This window comes from Adlercreutzia sp. ZJ138, assembly GCF_011038935.1.
Classification (GTDB): domain Bacteria; phylum Actinomycetota; class Coriobacteriia; order Coriobacteriales; family Eggerthellaceae; genus ZJ141.
The window spans coordinates 68,181-88,142 of sequence record NZ_JAAKEA010000011.1 but is presented as its reverse complement, the minus strand read 5'-3'; the positions used below and the strand labels follow the sequence as shown (position 1 = coordinate 88,142).

At 55.7% G+C, this 19,962-nt stretch carries 18 protein-coding genes and 1 tRNA gene; 6 read left to right on the top strand and 13 right to left on the bottom strand.

Annotated features, from left to right (window positions below; genetic code table 11):
• The coding region (locus G7Y43_RS06470) for a PIN domain-containing protein (RefSeq protein ID WP_165045223.1) at positions 1 to 454 on the top strand (454 nt) is incomplete at its 5' end.
• 10 nt (positions 455 to 464) lie between these two features.
• Here the strand turns inward: G7Y43_RS06470 and G7Y43_RS06465 are convergent.
• From G7Y43_RS06465 to secA, 9 genes are all read right to left on the bottom strand, one after another.
• The gene (locus tag G7Y43_RS06465) at positions 465 to 1,040 is read right to left on the bottom strand and encodes a M48 family metallopeptidase (protein ID WP_165045221.1); all 576 of its coding nucleotides are present in this window, start codon (positions 1,038 to 1,040) and stop codon (positions 465 to 467) included.
• A 36-nt stretch (positions 1,041 to 1,076) separates the two neighbouring features.
• Positions 1,077 to 3,062, bottom strand: coding sequence for a ribonuclease R (gene rnr / locus G7Y43_RS06460; protein WP_165045219.1), 1,986 nt, complete (start codon positions 3,060 to 3,062; stop codon positions 1,077 to 1,079).
• 2 nt (positions 3,063 to 3,064) lie between these two features.
• Positions 3,065 to 4,345, bottom strand: a complete 1,281-nt coding sequence (locus G7Y43_RS06455; protein WP_165045217.1) for a S41 family peptidase — start codon at positions 4,343 to 4,345, stop codon at positions 3,065 to 3,067.
• A 16-nt stretch (positions 4,346 to 4,361) separates the two neighbouring features.
• On the bottom strand, positions 4,362 to 5,276 hold the full coding sequence (gene ftsX / locus G7Y43_RS06450) for a permease-like cell division protein FtsX (protein ID WP_165045215.1): 915 nt from the start codon (positions 5,274 to 5,276) through the stop codon (positions 4,362 to 4,364).
• The gene (gene ftsE, locus G7Y43_RS06445) at positions 5,269 to 5,973 is read right to left on the bottom strand and encodes a cell division ATP-binding protein FtsE (protein WP_206214373.1); all 705 of its coding nucleotides are present in this window, start codon (positions 5,971 to 5,973) and stop codon (positions 5,269 to 5,271) included. Before ftsE ends, ftsX begins: the two co-directional genes overlap by 8 nt.
• A gap of 186 nt (positions 5,974 to 6,159) precedes the next feature.
• Complete coding sequence (locus tag G7Y43_RS06440; RefSeq protein ID WP_165045211.1) at positions 6,160 to 7,143, bottom strand: transketolase family protein; 984 nt, start codon at positions 7,141 to 7,143, stop codon at positions 6,160 to 6,162.
• Positions 7,136 to 7,975, bottom strand: a complete 840-nt coding sequence (locus G7Y43_RS06435; RefSeq protein WP_165045209.1) for a transketolase — start codon at positions 7,973 to 7,975, stop codon at positions 7,136 to 7,138. The genes G7Y43_RS06440 and G7Y43_RS06435 overlap by 8 nt, the downstream gene beginning before the upstream one ends.
• Positions 7,976 to 8,223: 248 nt before the next feature.
• A complete protein-coding gene (gene prfB, locus G7Y43_RS06430; protein ID WP_165045207.1) occupies positions 8,224 to 9,318 on the bottom strand; it encodes a peptide chain release factor 2 in 1,095 nt (364 codons plus the stop codon).
• 114 nt (positions 9,319 to 9,432) lie between these two features.
• On the bottom strand, positions 9,433 to 12,255 hold the full coding sequence (gene secA / locus G7Y43_RS06425; protein WP_165045205.1) for a preprotein translocase subunit SecA: 2,823 nt from the start codon (positions 12,253 to 12,255) through the stop codon (positions 9,433 to 9,435).
• Positions 12,256 to 12,390: 135 nt separating this feature from the next.
• Between secA and G7Y43_RS10725 the strand changes: the two genes are divergently transcribed.
• Positions 12,391 to 12,516 (top strand): hypothetical protein, encoded by a 126-nt coding sequence (locus G7Y43_RS10725; protein ID WP_255464342.1) that lies wholly within the window; start codon positions 12,391 to 12,393, stop codon positions 12,514 to 12,516.
• A 39-nt stretch (positions 12,517 to 12,555) separates the two neighbouring features.
• On the opposite strand, the gene G7Y43_RS06420 is transcribed toward G7Y43_RS10725, so the two are convergent.
• The gene (locus tag G7Y43_RS06420; RefSeq protein ID WP_165045203.1) at positions 12,556 to 15,192 is read right to left on the bottom strand and encodes a BTAD domain-containing putative transcriptional regulator; all 2,637 of its coding nucleotides are present in this window, start codon (positions 15,190 to 15,192) and stop codon (positions 12,556 to 12,558) included.
• Between the two features lie 234 nt (positions 15,193 to 15,426).
• Here G7Y43_RS06420 and G7Y43_RS06415 point away from each other — a divergent pair.
• Positions 15,427 to 15,503, top strand: a tRNA-Asp gene (locus G7Y43_RS06415).
• A gap of 143 nt (positions 15,504 to 15,646) precedes the next feature.
• Here G7Y43_RS06415 and G7Y43_RS06410 read toward each other — a convergent pair.
• Positions 15,647 to 15,889, bottom strand: a complete 243-nt coding sequence (locus G7Y43_RS06410; protein ID WP_165045201.1) for an SHOCT domain-containing protein — start codon at positions 15,887 to 15,889, stop codon at positions 15,647 to 15,649.
• 222 nt (positions 15,890 to 16,111) lie between these two features.
• Here G7Y43_RS06410 and G7Y43_RS06405 point away from each other — a divergent pair, with 222 nt between their 5' ends.
• Genes G7Y43_RS06405 through G7Y43_RS06395 form a run of 3 tightly spaced genes read left to right on the top strand, consistent with a single transcriptional unit; the run spans position 16,112 to position 17,046 of the window.
• Positions 16,112 to 16,594, top strand: a complete 483-nt coding sequence (locus tag G7Y43_RS06405; protein WP_165045199.1) for a DUF3990 domain-containing protein — start codon at positions 16,112 to 16,114, stop codon at positions 16,592 to 16,594.
• Complete coding sequence (locus G7Y43_RS06400) at positions 16,587 to 16,844, top strand: hypothetical protein (RefSeq protein ID WP_206214367.1); 258 nt, start codon at positions 16,587 to 16,589, stop codon at positions 16,842 to 16,844. The genes G7Y43_RS06405 and G7Y43_RS06400 overlap by 8 nt, the downstream gene beginning before the upstream one ends.
• Complete coding sequence (locus G7Y43_RS06395; protein WP_165045196.1) at positions 16,837 to 17,046, top strand: DUF3791 domain-containing protein; 210 nt, start codon at positions 16,837 to 16,839, stop codon at positions 17,044 to 17,046. The genes G7Y43_RS06400 and G7Y43_RS06395 overlap by 8 nt, the downstream gene beginning before the upstream one ends.
• Before the next feature lie 160 nt (positions 17,047 to 17,206).
• On the opposite strand, the gene G7Y43_RS06390 is transcribed toward G7Y43_RS06395, so the two are convergent.
• Both G7Y43_RS06390 and G7Y43_RS06385 read right to left on the bottom strand, forming a co-directional pair.
• A complete protein-coding gene (locus tag G7Y43_RS06390; protein ID WP_165045194.1) occupies positions 17,207 to 17,905 on the bottom strand; it encodes a TIGR03936 family radical SAM-associated protein in 699 nt (232 codons plus the stop codon).
• Positions 17,898 to 19,955, bottom strand: coding sequence for a TIGR03960 family B12-binding radical SAM protein (locus G7Y43_RS06385; protein WP_165045242.1), 2,058 nt, complete (start codon positions 19,953 to 19,955; stop codon positions 17,898 to 17,900). The genes G7Y43_RS06390 and G7Y43_RS06385 overlap by 8 nt, the downstream gene beginning before the upstream one ends.
• Between the last annotated feature and the right edge of the window lie 7 nt (positions 19,956 to 19,962).

The window sequence follows — 19,962 nt, the reverse complement described above, 5'->3', positions numbered from 1 at the left end:
TATGCGCGTTTTGCTTGATACCAACGTCCTCATCGATCTATACACACAGCGACCACCTGATGATGATATCGCCCAAAAGCTTCTCGTTATGAGGGAATTCGGCGATGCGGAACTCTGGGTTTCAGCCAAGTCGTTTACCGATGTGTTTTATGTTCTCCGAAAGACCTACAACAGCGAACTCATCCAGAACGCTTTTAATGAAAGCTACCCGTGGCTTGAAATCTGCACCATTGATGTCTCAGACATCCATCTGGCGAGTAGTCGCAAATGGGACGATTTTGAAGACTGTCTCATTGATATCTGTGCCGAGAAGATAAAAGCTGATTTCCTGCTCACACGTGACGAAAGCTGCTTTTCAAACGCCCATACACAGGTTATCAGCCCAGTTGATTTCTTCAACTTCATTCAGGAAGAGTACGGTCTTGTCTATGACATTATCAGTTGCCCTGAGTAGCGAACACCTTCTACCGCAGCTTCGCGCGGCGTGTTTTCCAGTCAGGCATGAAATGGTCCATGAGCGCGTGAAAATGCGGACCGTGACCACGTTCAATCAGGTGGCACAGCTCGTGGACCACCACGTATTCGAGACACTCTGGCGGATAGAGAGCCAGTCGCACGTTGATACAAATTCGGCCGGTGGCGGGCTGGCAACTGCCCCAGCGACTCGTCATGTTGCGATAAACAACCTTACCGGCCTTCACGCCCATCAGAGGTTCCCATGCCTCGATAAGCACCGGCACACACGCTGCCACAACAGCCTTCCATTGCTTAATCTCATCAGGGCTTGCAGCAGCGGCATCGACACGGGGCGATGAGGCGATCGTCCGCTGCTGCACGACAATCCAATCGCGCTTCTCACGCACAAATTGCTCGATGGTCGCAAGCGGCAAGCACAATGGTGCCGACACCTCGATACGTCCGTCGGGCGGTTTTACCCGAAGGTGCATGTTCTTGATAGACTTGCGCGTAAGCCAAATCTCCATCTCGTCAACGAATACGAGTGTAGGCGATTGAGTTTTGCGTACCTTAGGAGTTGTCATGGAGTTCTTCAACTTACTCAACCTACAAGACAGCCTTCATCGCGTCAGACGGAAGTCGAGCTGACGCGCAGCGGCGTCTGCTGCCGTCAGCACAACACGCACGCACTGACCAAGTCTGTAGACCACACCACTTTCCTGCCCCACCAGCCGGTAACGTGTCGCATCGAGCGCGAAACACTCGTTTCCTAGCTCGGATACGGGCAGCAACCCCTCAGCCGTGTTGTCGAGTCGCACGAACACCCCATACGTTGCAACACCCGACACCACACCAGAAAACTCTTGGCCGATAAAGCGGGTTAGATACTCGATCATCTTCACTTCTTGCGACTCACGCGCAGCCGCATCAGCCTCGCGCTCCATCTTTGAGGAATGCTCCGCCAGCCAGGGCATAGCCGACACCTCCTGGTCGAAGCACTCGGGACGTCCAAGTAACCGGGCCTTCAACATCCGATGCACCACCAAATCAGGATAGCGGCGTATCGGCGAAGTGAAATGAGCGTAAGCTTCACTCGCCAACCCGTAGTGCCCCTCGCACACAATGCGATAGTCAGCACGCTTCATCGCCCTAAGCACGAGCGACGAGGTCAACCGACCCTCAAGCCGCCCTTCAGCAAGTGCGAGCACGCGCTGCACCTCGAAGGGATTGCCCGCAACAAACAAACGGCGGTTGATCTTCTCAAACCAAGGAAACTCAGTAAGTACTGGCAAGAGCGCCTTGAGACTATCGGGTGAGGGCTTTTCATGTACACGGTACATACAGGGAAAGCCCGCATCCCGCAAATAGCGCGCCACCGTTTCGTTCGCGAGAATCATCGCCTCTTCAACCAATTCGGTAGCGTCATTTCGCTGACGAAGCACGATTTCATTGGGCGAGCCTTCACCATCGAGACGCACCTTTGCCTCAACCGTATCGAAATCCACACCCCCGGCGCGTATGCGAGCGCGTGCACGCAGCTTCGCCACGCGCGACAAACCGCGTAACAGCTCAAGCATACATGAGTCGTCATCCGGCACATACACGCCGTTCAGAATGTCGAGCACCTCGTCATATGTCAGACGTCGACGCGAACGAATAAGCGACGGGTACGCCTCAAACGATAGCACGCGCGCCTCTGCGTCGAGCACCACGTCAACCGTCATAGCACGGCGGTCTTCACCAGGGGAAAGCGAGCACGTTCCGTTCGAGAGTGCTTCAGGCAGCATAGGGATCACACGGTCGACCAAATACACGCTCGTCGCACGACGGCGAGCATCCAAATCGACGTGCGAACCCCATGGTACGTAGTGCGACACATCGGCAATGTGAACCCCCACACGCCATGCGCCCGACTCGAGACGCTCAAGCGACATCGCGTCATCAAAATCGCGTGCATCGGTTGGGTCGATGGTGACCACGAAGCGATCACGCAGATCACGGTATCCAACCGCGAGTGCGCCGTCAGCATCTACACATGATTTTCTAGCCTGCTCAAGCGATGCGGATGAAAACGTCGTTTCAAGCTTGTGAGCTGCCACAATAAGCTCGACAGGAACGGAATTGTCATTGGCATTGCTCAGTACTTCCTCAACAATGCCTACAGCTGCGCTGCGGCGCGTGGGAAACTCAGTGATGCGCACTTTAACGATCGCACCGTCTTGGATGTCAGGGTGATCGCGTCGCATAGTGAAGATGTCGTAGGGAATGCGCCGGTCAGCAGGCACAACCACGCCGAAAGGATCAGCCACTTCGTAGCGTCCGACCACTACATCATGCGCCCGATCGATAACACGAACTACGCGCGCGGCCGGACAACCTTGCGCATCTCGGGGTGCACTCCGCTCCTCTTCGCGTGCGCTGCGCGTGCGCGGCAGTGCCGCAACCTCAACGTAATCGCCGTCAGCTGCGCCGTTCATCTTTGAGTTCGCAACGAAATAATCACCCTCAGGGGTTTTAACGAAACCATAACCATCCTTGCGCACAGCAAGGATACCCCGTGGATTGCTTCGGGGCGTACGACGAGCATGCGAGCGCCGACGCGGCATGGCTAATCCGCCGAAACTGACAGCGCCGTTTCCAGCGCCAACTGCATCTGGTTGTCATCTTCTCCCGACGGTGAGACAGTAATATTGGGGGCGATTCCCACCCCATCGATGTCATGCCCAAGCGGGGTCTGATAATACGCCGCGGTGTAGCGCAAAGCACCGCCGAAGCTCAAGGCGCGCATCACCTGCACTGATCCTTTTCCCAGGGTCTTTTCACCCACCAGTATGGCACGCTCGTTGTCTTGCAACGCCGCCGCGAGCACTTCAGCCGCAGCTCCCGTGTGTCCATTCACCAGCACCACCAGCGGCGCATCGGTAATAGCGTCGCCTGTTGCTGTACGCGCGGTCTCATCGGACTCACGCGTGGATATGTTCACGATTGTGCCGCTTTCCACAAACAGGCTCGCGATGTTTACCGCCTGCGTGAGAAAACCACCAGGGTTGTCACGCAAATCGAGAACGAACGAAGTTGCCCCCTGTATTCTTAAATCAGCCACCGCGTTTGCCACCAACTCGGTCGAGTTTTGGCTTAACTGGCGCAGCGTAATAACGCCCGTTGTGCCCTCCAGGCGCGTTTCGACATTCTTAATCGAATAGCTCGAACAGTCAAGTGTTGTGGTGTAGGATATATCGTCATCGCCTTCAGCAGCCGAGGCGCGCCGCCAGGTGATAATCACCGGATCGCCTTCCGCTTGAAGCAAGCGCGAGGTAACCTCTGTCATCGTCCAATCATGATCACGCTCACCATCGATAGCAATCACGGTGTCACCCTGCTGCACGCCGGCAGCTTGCGCTGCCGACTCTTCGAACACATCGGCTGCATAAGCGCGCCCATCCTTTTCGGAGAACAGAACGCCAATACCCGAAGTGATACCAGATGCTTCCTGCAAAAGTACCGCATAGCGATCGGCGTCGAAGTAGTCAAAGTATGGGTCGGCGGTCGCTTCAGAAAACGCGTCTAAAACCTTATGCGTAGCAACATCCAAATCGTACGTATTGAGGCTATAGTTCTTCGTTATGCCCTCAACTTCTTCCATGCGCGCACCAATGGAATCGTACGTATCGCCCGACACGGTGGCACCCGGATTGCGATCCACATCGGCAGCGTAACGAGGGAAACCGAGCGATTCGAGCAGGTTACTCTGACCGCGCACGACAAACCCCATCACGAACACCGTGCACAAAAGTAAGGCGAAGAGCATCACCTTCACCAAACGAACAAGGCGGATCCGAGCATGACGCTCGGACGCCGCCGCATGTTTACTGTTCTTTACCTCGCCCATACTCGCGAAACGTAAGCTAGACCTTCAGGTAGCGGCCCATGGCAAACGCAGAGCCAATCAAACCAATGACCAAGCCAGCAACGATAAGAGCCACATAGATCATCGCCATGATGCTGCCACCAATGTCGATAGGCAACCAGGTAAGCGCGTTTTGCAGCTGAGGAAGCGCGAAGCGGCGCAAAAGCTCGAGTGCGCCAACTGAAAGCAGCGATCCAATAAGCGCATGCAACGCACCTTCCATCAGGAAGGGCCCGCGAATGAAGCCATTCGAAGCACCCACCAATCGCATGATGGCAATCTCCTTGCGACGCGCCAAGATGGCGAGTCTGATGGTGTTGTTAATGAACACCATAGCAATGAAGATGAGTAGCGCCACGAGCGCAATGCCGATGTAGCGAATGTAGCTCGTCAACGAGAACAGCTTCTCAACGGTTTTCTGACCGTACTTCAGTGATTCAGATGGATCGCTTGGGTTGTCACAAATCGAAGCAAAGGTGGAATTACTCTCAATGGAATCCGCCACTTGCTCGACCAACTGCGGGTCGGACAATTCCACATCAATGGAGGCGGGAAGCGGGTTTTCACCATCAAGCTGATCGATGATCTCGGGGTTTGAAGTCATCGAGTTACGGAAGTTCTCCAGCGCCTGATCCTTGGTGGTAAAGCCAACCGACGCCACGCCCTCAAGCCCTTCAATGAAGCTCTTGGTCTTCGAGATGTCAGCCTCCGATGCCTCGTCGGCGATGTAGGCGGTAATGGACACCTCACTTTCCACCGAACTCACGATGTTCTCAATGACAATGCCACCCATCAAAAAGATGCCAATGATGAGCAGCGAAAGGAAAATAGTAACGATCGAACCGAGCGCCGTGGAAAGGTTGCGAGAGAACCCCTTAACCGACTCACGCAGGAAATAGATAAGACTACGCATCGAAACCGTACACCCCCCTGTCTTGGTCGCGCGTCAGATGACCGCGGTCGAGGGCGATAACGCGGCGACGCATGTTATCCACCATTTCGCGGTCATGCGTTGCTACCAATACCGTTGTACCCGTGCGGTTAATTCGCTCGAGCAGGTCCATAATACCACGAGACGTTTGCGGATCGAGGTTACCCGTCGGCTCGTCACAGATGAGCATCGGGGGGCGATTCACGATGGCACGTGCAATAGACACACGCTGCTGCTCACCGCCGGAAAGCTGATCGGGTAGTTTCCCCAGCTTATCCTGCAAGCCCACCAGACGTAGCACCTCGGGTACCTGCGTCTTGATGACGTGGCGATTCTTGCCAATTACCTCAAGCGCGAACGCCACATTCTCAAACACCGTCTTGTTCGGCAGCAGTTTGAAGTCTTGGAACACGCAGCCAATATTGCGGCGCAGGTAGGGCACGCGCCAGTTACGCATAGAACCCAAATCCTCGTCGGCGACGTAGATATGACCTTGTGTCGGCTTGATCTCGCGCGTGAGCATACGAATAAATGTCGATTTACCCGAACCAGAATGGCCGACCAAAAAGACAAACTCGCCCGCATATATTTGGAGGGAGATATCGTCAAGCGCCGGATTGTTCGGCTGGGCAGGATAGATTTTCGTCACATGATCGAAGGTGATGACCGGTTTGCCCATCTGCTGCGGCACGTCATCAACCTCGAGCACCGGAAGCGATGCCGAAAGCTGAGAGGTCACCTGCCGAGCCGACGCAGCATGAGCACCCCCGCTGCGCCGCGCATGGCGCGCAGGAACCCCTTGGCTGAGATCGTTTGTCACAGAATGCTCCGTTCAGGTTGTAGATGTACTGAGACGTGTACCAGTTTAGCAGATAGCTACGCGGGCTTTTACCCTCTTCACAGCTTCGACAATCGCCGGTACACCCATGTCGAAGTACTCGAGCAGCTCGGCGAACTCACCCGACTTACCGAAGCGATCGCGCATACCAACGAACTCAACCGGTGCTGGATGTGTAGCAGCAAGTGTTTCAGCCACTGCGGAACCTAAGCCTCCAAACACACTATGTTCTTCGACCGTCACCGCGCAACCGGTCTTTGCAACACTGGCGGCGATGGTATCAACATCAAGAGGCTTCACGCAAAATGCGTCGATAACCTCAGCGGAAATCCCCTGTTCAGCAAGGGTTGCCGCAGCAGAGAGCGCCTGCTCAACCATAACACCGCACGCAACAATAGTGCAATCAGATCCCTCGCGCAGCACGTAGGCGCGACCCATTTCCAACTCGACACCATCGGCGTACACAGCGGGTACCGACGCCCTTCCCATGCGCACGTACACCGGACCGGGTGTGTATGCGGCAAGCTTCAGAGCCGCTTCCGCTGCCGCATAGTCGGCAGGCACCAGCACTTTCATGCCGGGAAGGCCACGCATGAGTGAGATGTCCTCGAGCATCTGATGGCTTCCGCCGTCGGGGCCTACGGATATACCAGCATGGGTGGGAGCAATCTTCACGTTCAGATTGCTGTAGCACACCGTATTGCGAATCTGATCGTACGCGCGACCCGTACCGAACACCGCAAATGAGCCGGTAAACGCGATGTGGCCGGTGGCAGCCAAGCCAGCCGCCACGTCCACCATGTTCTGCTCGGCAATACCGCAATTGAACAAGCGGTCAGCATAGTCGGGGCTTGCCTGCGCAAACTTTTTCGTCGTTGTCGATCCGGTTAGGTCGGCATCAACCGCGACCACCGGCAGCCCCTCGTCGGCAAGATGAGCCAACGTGACGCCGTATGCCGCGCGCGTTGCGCGCTTTACCTGGGACTGCTCTTTATCTGCACGCTTAACCACAGCTTGCCTCCTTGCGATCATCGAGTTCGGCGAGAGCGAGTTGAGTCTGCTCGGCATTGGGTGCCTTGCCGTGCCAACCCGCCTGGTCCTCCATGAAGGACACACCCTTACCTTTCACGGTCTTCGCTATGATGGCATGGGGTGCGCCACCGTGCGACTCCTTCGCTTGCTGCAACACCTCAATGAGTGCCGCGATATCGTGGCCGTCAACCTCACTCACGTCCCAACCAAAGGCAGCAAACTTCTGTGCCACGTTACCAGGATCACACACATCTGCAGTATTGCCGTCGATCTGCAGGCAGTTGCGATCGACGATGGCAACGAGATTGTCGAGCTTGCGGTGAGCGGCAAACATAGCCGCCTCCCACACCTGTCCTTCTTGGCATTCGCCATCACCGAGCACGGTAAACACCGTCTGGCCAGTGCCGTCGAGTTCAAACCCACAGGCCATGCCGCAGGCAATTGACAGCCCCTGCCCGAGTGACCCGGTAGACACCTCAATACCGGGCAGTAGATTCGAATCAGGATGCCCTTGCAGGCGCGTTCCCAGTTTGCGAAGCGTCATAAGCTCTTCGCGCGGGAAATAGCCCGCCTCAGCAAGCGCCGCGTACTGGGCTGGCGCAGCGTGTCCCTTCGCCAGAACGAAGCGATCACGCTCGTTCCATTGGGGGTTTATGGGATCGTGCTTCAGCACGCCGCCGAAATACAGGGCAACCAGGATGTCGGTACACGACAGCGACCCTCCCGGATGCCCGCTTCCTGCCTCGGATATCATGCGCACGATGTCGATGCGCATCTGCCGAGCCTTCTGTTGCAGTTGGACGTTGTCCATCAGTCAACCTTTCACGAGTGAAACGCTCTAATCACGAGGTAACAGTGTATAGCACACCCGCGCAAACGGGGTGCACATTCAAAGGAGTTTCTACACAGGAACACACCGTTGTGCGACGCGCGGGGTGCACAAGACGAGCGCGGATGCAACCGACAAGCAATCCGATGGAAAGAACACTTCTTGAAGAGCGCCTCTCGAAAACGCTTCGCAAAGAACACCTCGGAATCCGATGTCCCCCACTCAGTGCCCTAATTCGACGCCTTCCATTTATGATAGCCAATGACGAACTCGTCGAGATCGCCGCCAAGCACGGCGTCAACATTGCCCGTCTCCACGCCGCTTCGTAAGTCCTTCACCAGCTGGTAGGGATACAGCACATAGTTGCGTATCTGGCTGCCAAACGAGTTGTCCAAATGCTCGCCACGCAACTCGTCGATCTCGCGGGCGCGCCGCTGCTCTTCCAGCTCGTAGAGCTTGGCTCGCAGCATCTTAAAGGCAACTTCTTTATTCTGCAGCTGTGACTTCTGATTCTGGCACGTTACCACCGTGCCCGTAGGGATATGCGTCAGACGTACGGCTGAGTCGGTAGTGTTCACGCACTGCCCGCCCGGGCCACTTGCGCGATATACATCAACACGTACGTCGGCGGGATTCAGATCAACCTCAATGTCATCGGAAAGCACAGGCATCACTTCCACAGCCGCAAACGTTGTCTGTCGGCGCTTCTTGATGTCGGTCGGCGATATGCGCACGAGCCGGTGAACGCCCACTTCGCTTCGCAGCATGCCATAGGCGTTGCGCCCCTCAACTTGAATGGTCACGCGGTCCATGCCGATAATTTCACCGGGAACCGCATCGAGCACCGACACCTTCCAGCCCTTGCTCTCGGCGTAGCGCGCAAACATGCGATAGAGCATTTCCGTCCAGTCCTGCGCCTCAAGGCCACCCTGACCAGGGTTTACCGACACGATGGCATCCCCCGCGTCAAACCGGCCAGAGAACCACGAGTTTACCTCCATGGTATCAAGCAGTCGAACAAGTCGTATGCATGCTGTGCGCCATTCCTGCAAAAATGACTCATCCTCACCCGCCAGCTCAAGCGCCGCGGAAGCATCTTCGAGTAGCGAACATGCATTGTCGTATTCGGCAAGGGTGTCGCGGATGTCGCTCGCCTGCTTAGACACGGCTTGCGCGCGGTCGGCATCCTCCCAAAAGCCAGGACTTGCAAGCTCGTCATCAAGGCTCTCAAGCTCAGTAATTCTCTCATCAACGTGCAGATAAGCTCGCGCATCGGCAACGCGGCGGGCGAGTTCTTCGAGTTCCTTGTTCTCTTTGTCAGCCATATCGTCTTTCCAGTATCGAAAACCACCGGTAACAGGTTGTTCGTAACGTCAGCAAGCGGTTTCGCAGCGCTCAATTATTATTTCGCCGTAAAAACGCTGCACATGTCAGACGTGTCACGCACCGTGGCATTTCTTGAACTTCTTACCGCTGCCGCAAGGGCACGGGTCGTTGCGGCCGACATTCGCGAAGGGATCGTCTTTGTCCTTCACGTAGGTTTGTACCTTTTGCGGCGCAGGCTTGTTCAGTGTCTGCCCCGCTGCTGCAGGAGCGCTCGGCGACGAGGAACTTCCTGTGCGGGCGTTTCGGGCAACAGCGCTTCCCACACCTGTGGAATCAAGCGCGTGTTCCGGATTGGAGTAGGTCAGCTTGCCGGCAAGTGGGCTTTCGTGTTCCTGCAGATCAGGGGCATTTTGCTTTACCGCCACCTGCAGGCGCAGCAACGTGCGCAGGTAGTCCTCGTACATGCCCTCGGTCAGATTCTTGAAAGCAGAAAACGCCTCGTTCTTGTACTCGACCAGCGGATCTCGCTGACCGAATGCGCGCAGACCAATGCCGGTTTTCAGGTAGTCCATGTCGGAGAGATGTGCCATCCAGCGCGTGTCGATGATGCGCAGCATCACCTGGCTTTCCAGCGTGCTCATCACAGCATCCCCAAGCTCGGCGCGCTTAGCCTCGTAGACACCAGACAGGTAGTCTTCAAGTGCGCAGGCCACCTCAGATGGGCTATCGTCATGAGAAACGTCGTTTACACGGAAGTCGCTCGCCCCGGTCATCTCGGCCGCCCAGGCGTCGACAGCGCGTGCGTCCCAGTCGTCACTTGCGGTCTTAGGCGGGCAGTTCTCGCTCACCACTTCCTCCACCGCATCAGTTATGATGACAGGAATGCGTTCTGACATATCCTTGCCATCTAGAATCGCATTTCGCTCCTGGTAGATAGCGACGCGCTGCTTGTTCATAACATCGTCGTACTCGAGCACGTTCTTTCGTGCGGCGAAATGCATCGTCTCAACCTGACGCTGAGCGTTTTCGATCGCCTTGGACACCATGGTCGCCTGAATGGGCATGTCGTCTTCCATGCTCGTCTTTTCCATAAGCCGCCCGATGGAATCCATGCGATCACCACCGAACAAGCGCATGAGGTCGTCTTCGAGCGACAGATAGAACTGCGTGGTGCCCGGGTCACCCTGACGGCCACTTCGACCACGCAGCTGATTGTCAATACGGCGGCTCTCGTGGCGCTCGGTGCCGATAACACACAGGCCGCCCGCCGCTAGCACCTGCTCGTTTTCTTGATTGCAAATTGCCTTGCAGTGAGCCAAGGCTTCAGCGCGTACCTCGGGCGGCGCGGGCGGCATCTTCCCATCTTCAACCTCGGCGCCCACCTCGGCATCTGGGTCGTAGCCCAACTCCCGCAGGCGCTCATCAACGAGGATGTCGGGGTTGCCTCCCAGCAAGATGTCGGTACCGCGGCCGGCCATGTTTGTAGCGATAGTAACCGCACCGGTGCGCCCCGCCTGTGCTACGATGTGCGCCTCACGCTCGTGATTCTTCGCGTTGAGAGTCTCGTGCGGAATACCACGCTTGTCAAGCAGGCGAGAAAGCCGCTCGGAGCTTTCAATGGACACCGTGCCGATTAGGCACGGCTGACCAGCAGCATGACGAGCAGCCACATCGTCGGCAACAGCCTTAAATTTCGCGTCGATGGTGCGATAGATAAGATCATTCTCGTCGGCACGAATAACAGGTTTGTTCGGCGGAATAGCCACGACAGGCAGGTTATAGATTTGACGGAATTCGGAATCCTCGGTCATCGCGGTGCCTGTCATGCCCGAGAGCTTATTGTATAGGCGGAAGTAGTTCTGTAACGTAATAGTAGCAAGGGTCTGGTTTTCCTCGCGCACCCGCACGCGCTCTTTCGCCTCAAGCGCCTGATGCAGGCCCTCCGAGTAGCGCCGCCCCTCCATGATACGCCCCGTGAACTCGTCAACGATTTTCACTTCACCGTTCACGACCACGTAGTCAACATCACGGTGGAACAAAAATTGCGCCTTTAATGCCTGCTGTAAGTGGTTTGCCAACCTGCCAGACGGATCGGCGTAGATGTCATCGATACCTAACATGGCCTCGATTCTTTCAAGGCCGCTTTCTGTTGCGTTGATGGTGCGTTTTGCCTCGTCCATGTTGAAGTCTTCGTCAAGACGCAGCGCCGGCATAACGCGCGCGAACTTCACATAGGTTTCCGCAGCCGCCGACCCAGCACCCGATATGATAAGCGGCGTGCGGGCCTCGTCAATGAGAATAGAGTCAACCTCGTCGACAATGGCAAAGTGATGCCCGCGCTGCACGCGCGCACCTGCGTTGGTAACCATGTTGTCACGCAGGTAGTCAAAACCGAACTCGGAATTGGTGCCGTACGTAATATCAGCGCGATAGGATTCCTTCTTGTCGGCGGGACGCATACCGTTTTGGATAAGGCCAACCGACAGCCCCATGAAGCGATACACTTGCCCCATCCACTCGCTGTCGCGGCGAGCCAGGTAGTCGTTTACCGTAACAACGTGCACGTTGTTGCCTGGCAGTGCGTTTAAATAGCCCGCCAGCGTTGACACAAGTGTCTTACCTTCACCGGTACGCATCTCGGCGATCTGCCCATCGTGTAAGGCCATGCCACCGATAAGCTGCACGTCGAAATGCCGAAGCCCCGTGGTGCGCTTGCTTGCCTCACGCACAGCGGCAAACGCCTCGGGCAACAGATCATCCAACTTACAGCCCGCATCAAGGCGTCGACGGAAATCGGCCGTTAACTCCCGCAACTGATCGTCGTCGAGTTCAATCATGCGAGGTTCAAGATCGTTCACCTTGCGAGCCAAAGCCTGATAGCGTTTCACCTGCTTGCCCTCACCAGCGGACAGCAGCTTCGAGAGAAAACCTGCCATAACGTGCGCCTTCCCTTCGTAGAGCGGCAAGGTAGCGCCAAGATCGGCGCAATGCTGCCGCATTGTGTGCGAGTATGTCTTGCAAATTCCCGATTCTAGCATAGAGACAATTGCTGATTCTCGAAATCCACAGGCATGCCATCGGGCGTAAACCCTGTTCATGTACGCGAAGATGTCAACATGACACAGGGGCTCACCTGTAAGACGAACCCCTGTGAGCACAACGCCAAGCGGCAACTCATTGACGAAGGCGGGTTTTAGGCTACCAGTACAAGCTACCCCGCTTTGCCGCTTAAGGCGCTAGAAGCTCAAGTCGTCTTCGGCTTCGATAATCAACCGGTACATGCGCACGGTTTCAGGCGAGGGATCGATGCCCATTTCGTTAATCAGCACGCGCCGGCACTCGAAGTAAGTGTCAAGCGCCGCCGTGCGCTGCCCCGCCGCAAGCTGCGCCTCCATAAGCGCATCGTAGGCATCTTCGCGCGTGCGGTCGCGCATGACAGCTGCTCGTGCGAACCATAGCCCTTCGCGCACTTCGTCTGCGCCCACCAAACGCTTCGATGCCGACACCAGTGCATCAACCAAACGCCCGCGATAACTATTTCGCATGCCAGCAATGAACTCGTTTTCGTCTTCGCTCGGCAGCAGATCTTCTGAGAAATTGGCCTTCAGCTGCGCATGGATGTGTGACCACCCACCGTAACCAGGGCTTTCGAACAGCAACGTTCGACACAGCTCATCAAACTCAGTGACATCGCTCGTAAGAAGCGTGGCATCAATACGCAAACCTTGCTGCTGACGGATAAGGTAGGGACAACCGCCACCAGGAACACTGAGCGCCTTACGCAGCGTGCTCCAGATGCTATATAGGTTGTTGCGCGCCGACGTAGGACTACTGTCGGGCCATAGCAAGGTAGCCAAGCGATCGCGCGAATACTCCTTGCCACCGTTGAGTACCAAAAGCGCGAGCAGCGTACGCACCTTGCGCCGACTGAACAGCATCGGGTCGACCCGGTGCTCCCCAATACTCACCTCAAGACCACCAAACAGACTCACGTGCAGCGGCGGACACGTCGGTACACCTGTCTTCACCTGCGGCTTGAGCGGTGTGTTCAAAAGTGACCGGTTCCGCCTCGTCGATGCAGTAAGGGAGCTGCGGGCGGCAACGTCTTTACGGTACTCCCTGCGCTGCTTATACAGCGACATTTCCATAGCCTGGGCAGCATCGAGTAAGTGGGTACCAACCGAACTGACGGGCAGCGCAACGACGTCGAGCATGCGCGAAAGTTCAATTGCGGCCAATGCCGCCGGAAGTGTCAGACTCGCAGGATCGCTTATCTGGGGAAGCTGTTCGAGTTGTAAAGCGATACGTCGAGCTTGCGTCTCGACATCCACAGAGAAGCGGACCTCACCCTCTGATCCCATGCAACCAATACGATTAAACACAACCGCAGCGGCGAGTAAGCACACCAAAGACGGATGTGTCTTTAGCCACTCGCATTGCAGGCGAAGCGCCTCTTCGGTCGACGAGGACAGCGCTTCCAACACGCCGATAAACCGCAGCACATCAACAACATGCACATCGACGTCTTGTCCGTCTTGTTCCCCTTGGTGTGCTGCATCGGGGTCAAGCTGGTTTTGCTGGGATTCGCCTACCTCAGCGAACAGATGCGCTGCAGCAGCGGCAACACGAGTGCGTTCCGCAGCATCTGATGCAAGATAGGTCACCAACATGCCTTGCATACGGTCGCCAGCGGAAGCATCCGCCCTGCTAACAGCCACACCAGCAACACGCAGCGCACCATCGACATCATCAAGCAACAACAGACGCAGCGCTTCGTCGGCCTGCAGACACGAGGAAACCACCTGATCTGTTTCTGAGAAGAGTCCAAACACCTCCGACGCCGGCAAAACACAGCACGCATCAAGTAAGTCTTCGCCATGTTCAGCGAGCCACAAGGCGCGTGCCACGGCGCCTGGCAAGCGATGCATCAGCTCACAGGCGCGGCTCGCTCTGCCATGCTGCACGAGCCAGCTGCCCAATGCCGAGCACAGCGATTCCCTTCCTGCAAACGCCGATCCGTCAACAATGGTAGGAAGCACGGCGAGTGCTGGTCCTTCTATATCGGCTATAGGAACAGCCGGTGCCTCGAAGGTTCCCTGCTCAACATCGACACCAAAGTGTGGGTACTCGCACTCAATCATACGCAAACTGGCGGTAACCGAACTAACGAACTGCATAGCATGGGCCAACTTGCCATCCCCGAGCACCATCATGACAAATATAGATGCCAACATGTCGGCAGGAAGCTCTTCTCCAAAGGTTGCCGCCACAAACGCAGAGGTCGACGAAGCAGCATCGGCCCAAGCAATACCAGGAACACGGCCTGAATCGGAAATAAATGACGAGGGGAACGCCTTGCGCTCCGACTCGGTTCTAACATCATCGAGTTCGTCATCACTGAGCAACAAATCGCGCGATCCAATCCGCATGCGATCACGATGCGCCGAGAAAACATCGCGCGACGGCGTGCAGGTGACAAGAACTTCTCCCCCACCATCTAAGATGGCATCAATCTCATCCATGAGAAAGTCAGCCCGGTGAGGGTCGAGAAACGGCATCCCATCGAAAATAACCAACGCCGTCTGACCTTCTGCAGGCTTTAGCCGTTCAGCAATGATATGTGCATCAAGGTCGCGAAAGAAGCATGGACTTGCGCAATCGAGCCAGAACACGTTCTTAAACGAGAACACCGTACTGGCGTACTGAAGCGCAAGTATCGTCTTCCCATAGCTTGGTGGCGCAACGATGTAACGAGGAACGTGACGCTCTCGAAGCAGCCTGGCGATGAGCGCGGGCCGCGCGACGTGTCGCTCTGTACTCAGATACCGCGGGGAGAAACCCTTGCATGCGCTTAACGACAGGAAATCAGGCATTGTGTTACTCGCCTTCCTCAAAAGGAAACCCAACACCCAAGCGGCACGATCATAGCAACGCCCTTGTCAAATGCGCAATTAAGAAGACATGTCATTCGTCGCTTTTCTTCTGAATCTGGTGTTGGGGTCAGTAACGTTGGGTAGTTGGTCAAAAACGCCCAAGAATCCTCTTGCCAAAGATGCGGTTTCTCGTTATCATAGCGAGGCTGCTTCGTTGAAGCGGCGGTTACATGCGGGGTGTTAGCTCAGTTGGTTAGAGCGCCGGCCTGTCACGTCGGAGGTCGCGAGTTCAAGTCTCGTACATCCCGCCATCTGATACCAGTTCAGGAGCCTATGATGGCTCCTAGTTTTTTCTATGGGTTACTCAGATGAAGGCTATTCTTAATTCATCCCATTCACAACTGATCAGTTCTAAGGCATGTTGCGTGCCACTGTCGAGACTATGATGACTATTTTAAACATCTAGGATCTCCCGTTTCTTCTTCTCAAACTCATCAGAAGTAATGACACCGGTATCCATTAGTCTCTTATAATCCTCAAGTTGCTTCGGCGCATTTTGCCACAAAGCAGCTTTTTTGCGTCTTTTCTTCGCAATGCTTAAGCAGATGATAGCAACGATGATTATTACTAAAAGAGGGATTAGGAGAGAAATGAATATGATGAGAAGTTCGGGAACACCCATGCCTAGAAACTTCATATTGTTCAACCTTCTCAGGAGACGGATTGTTTACAGATGGAATGATATCTTACACTCTATGTGAGCGTAAGATATCATTCCATCCATCGTAGGTCAAACTATTATGGACCAACAGTAACAAAAGGTAGGAGTATCAAATGACCAGGCTCATTACGGTGAGGGAAGTACGGTATACTCTAGCTTCTTGCAAGCTAAGACAAATCGGATGGGGGTTTCATTGATATGCTTCTTCACCATGGAAGCAACGTCGCCGTGGAGCATCCACGCATTTTGACGACTAACCGATCTTTAGATTTCGGTGCTGGATTCTATACGACGTCGAGCTTCGAGCAAGCACGTCGTTGGGCTACGCTTCAAGCTCAACGTCGGGTCTCAGGAAATCCCACAGTCTCAACCTACGATCTTGAGGATAGCGCTTTGACTGATCTTACTGTTCTTCGGTTCAACGAGGCGGATGGTGATTGGCTCGATTTTGTGGTTGAGAATCGTAAGGGAATTTACTCGGGACCCCTTTATGATCTCGTGATCGGTCCTGTTGCGAACGATCGCACAATGCGTGTCATCAATGATTATATGAATGGCGAAATCAACAAGAACACTGCGCTGGTACTTTTGGAACCGCAGCGATTAACCGATCAATACTGTTTTCGAACCGCAGATGCACTGAGCCATCTTACGTATCGAGAGGTGAACTGCCTTGACTAATAGTACCTCTCCTTCCATTATGCAAGGATTTGACTCACAAGTGTCTACCCTTATCGCTTCCTCGCGCAATATCGAGCTTATGGACGCACTAAGGTTATTTCTCAACTCGGAAACTCACGAGATGCTTCTCAACGATGACTTGAAAATGTGGCACTTCAGCCCCACTGTCCTCTTTGACCTTTGGGAGAACGAACAGGCAACTGGCGACCCGCGCAACTCGCTCTACCTGAGAGGTGATGAAATTGCCTAAGGAATTCTCGTTCTTTGCCTTCCTTATTGAAAGCTATGCTCAAAGCCGTAATCTGAAAGCAGCGGAAGTCTTCGATGCGCTCGATAAACAGGGTAGGATCGGCTTTGTATATGACATGTACGAAATGTACCACACCGAATCGCTAGACAACGCCTTTACCGATCTGGACAGCCTTATCGCCACAGGAAGGCCTGCCTGGTAAAACCGTGCGGAGCTTGTGACAAACACACGCGTCGTTACGTTGACACGCAATTGCGGTGCTAAAGAGGCGATGTGTGCCATTAGGTGTCTTTGTCACAGGCTTATCTCCGTTGTCCGTTCTGCGGTTTTGAATTGCACGCAGAATTGCACGTGGCGTTTCTCTACCGCAGCGCTTCTTCGGCGGTGGCTGACTGGCGCACCCTTGTGATGGATGCGACACGCAGCGGACTGGGTGTTGCTGTAATACTTGAGTCCACATCCGGTTCCGCAGACGACGCGCCGTTAGCCATCGTGTGTTCACAGCAGGCGCGCAGCAGCACATCGGGGCGCAAGCTGCCCGTGTCCTTCGCTTGCAATGTGAAGCGCACCGTATCACCATCAAGCAGCATCGGCCCCACCAAGAACTCTTCGGAGCGTAGCACTTTCTCCTTCTTCTTGCGCACCACCGTTATTTCGGCGGGTACTTCCAGCCGTACAGGCGCCTCTGTGAAACGTGCGACGTACGTGCTGAACGGGTAGGCAACTGAGGCCGCCTTCGCCGTCGGTTCGATGTAGGCACACGAGGTGCACATGAGATCGGGTACGCTCGCATGCTGCAACGCCTGCAAGGCATCGCTTGGTCGTACGTAGCGCAAAAGCAAAATGTCGAAGATCTCGGAGGTACCACCAACACCAACGGGTAGCGCCGCACCAAACGCGATGCGCATATGAGGCGAAAAACCTTTACTCACCGCAAAGGGAAGGTTAGCACGCCGAACCGCGCGTTCAAGAGCACGAGCTACTTCCAAATGCGACAGCAGCGCAAGCCTTCCCTGTTTGCCGAACTCAACACGCAAGCGAAACAGGCTCGGATCAGTCATAGCGCTCCCCTTCCCCGTAATCAGCACGCATGCATGAACCTGCCTTTTCAGCCATATCGCCGCCGCATGTTGGAACAGCGTCAGGCTGAACAGTACCACTCGCTTCAAACGAAGCGCTGCCGGCATTGAAGGCAGCACCGGAGTCGTTTCTATCTGGCTTAATCGCTGTAGACTTCGCGTTGGTACGTGGAGCAGCAAGTTGATTGTCGGTGCTTAAGCTAGGGCATGCCCCACATGCCGAGCAGCGCTCGAAGGTGCAGTCAGGAGTTGTGCGTTCAAGCTCGGCGAGCTTACGCTCATGCGCGAGCCATCGCACCGACACCCCGCAGGATATGTGCGACCACGGCATCACGTAATCGGTTGGGTACGTGGTCTGGGCAACCGCAGCAGGGTCAAACCCCGTCTGTTCGCACGCTTCTTCCCACGCTTGCCGGCTGAAACACTCACTCCACGCGTCGAAGCGGGCACCTGCACGCCAAGCGGCTTCCACCCATGCAGCCGCATCGCGACCCGCACGGCTCATAGCGGCCTCAATGAAACTGGTGTCGGGGTCGTGCCAATGTACATCGACCGCCCGGTACTTCACGCTGTGGCGCAAAAGCGCCACGCGCCGCAGCGATTCCTCGGGCGCTATCTGACCATCCCACTGAAACGGCGTCTGCGCCTTCGGTACAAACAGCGCACACGACACACTCATGCGCACGCTGCCCCGCTGTTCAGGAGGCACCGCCGCCTTGGCACGGTCGTAGGCACGCTGCGCCAAACTCGCAATACCCTTGATGTCGTCGTCGGTTTCCGTGGGAAGCCCGATCATGAAGTACAACTTGCACCGGCGCCATCCCGCTGCGAACGCCGCATCAATGGCGCTAAACAGGTCGTCTTCGGTGACGTTCTTGTTGATAACGTCACGCAGACGTTGCGTGCCCGCCTCGGGCGCGAACGTAAGCCCACCCTTCTTCTGCCCCGCAACAAGCTCAGCCATGTCAACACCGAACGAGTCGAGCCGCTGCGAGGGTACCGATATACGCACACCTTTACCGTCGCACGCCTCGTTCAAACGCATGAGAATGTCAGCAATTTGGGAATGATCGGTTGAAGACAGCGAAGTCAAGCTTACTTCGTCATATCCTGTGCATCGCAAGCCCTCAAGCACCGAATCGACCACGTTGTCGGCGCTGCGTTCGCGCACCGGACGATACATCATACCCGCCTGACAAAAACGGCACCCACGCGCGCACCCGCGCAACACCTCAACGTTTAGACGGTCATGCACGACCTCGGTAAAGGGAACAATGCACGGCTCCCATCCAGGGCTTTCAGCGAATTCCTCGAACAGACGCTTGGTGATTACCGTGGGCAACCCATCACGAACAGGCTCAATCCAACTCCCTCGCTCCTGCGCCTCAGCCTCATCAAGCCAGCGATACAGCGATGGCACGTACCAGCCTTCCAGCTGCGCAAGAGCCAGCAAAATATCGGCACGCGAAGCCCCCTGCGCCTTCATGCGGCGTATCACGTCAAGGCCTTCGGGCATGGCACGTTCCCCTTCGCCGATATTAAACGCATCGAAGAAGGGAGCGTACGGCTCGGGGTTGTACGCGCACGGGCCGCCCGCGATAACGAACGGATCAGTATCGGTTCGCTCACTTGCGTGCAGAGGAATGCCCGATAAATCCAGCACCTCGAGCACATTGGTTGCCGCCAACTCATGCGGCAGCGTGATGCCCACCGCATCGAACTCGGCAAGCGGCGCGCAACCTTCGATTGAAAACAGCGGAATGCCCTCATCTCGCAGCACATCGCACATGTGCGGCGCAGGCAGAAATGCGCGCTGGGCTGCCATACCCGGTTGTGCATTCACGCAGTTTACCAGGATGCGCAGCGCTTGATTCGCCTGTCCTAGCTCGTAGGTGTCGGGATACACCATGCAGAAGTTGAAGTCGGCGTCGCTTTTCAACACACATCCGAATTCGTGGTTTAGGTAGCGCGCCGGACGCTCAGCGTCGGCCAGCAACGGCTCCAAGCGCGGCCAGAGGTTGGTAAGCTCCATACCGATA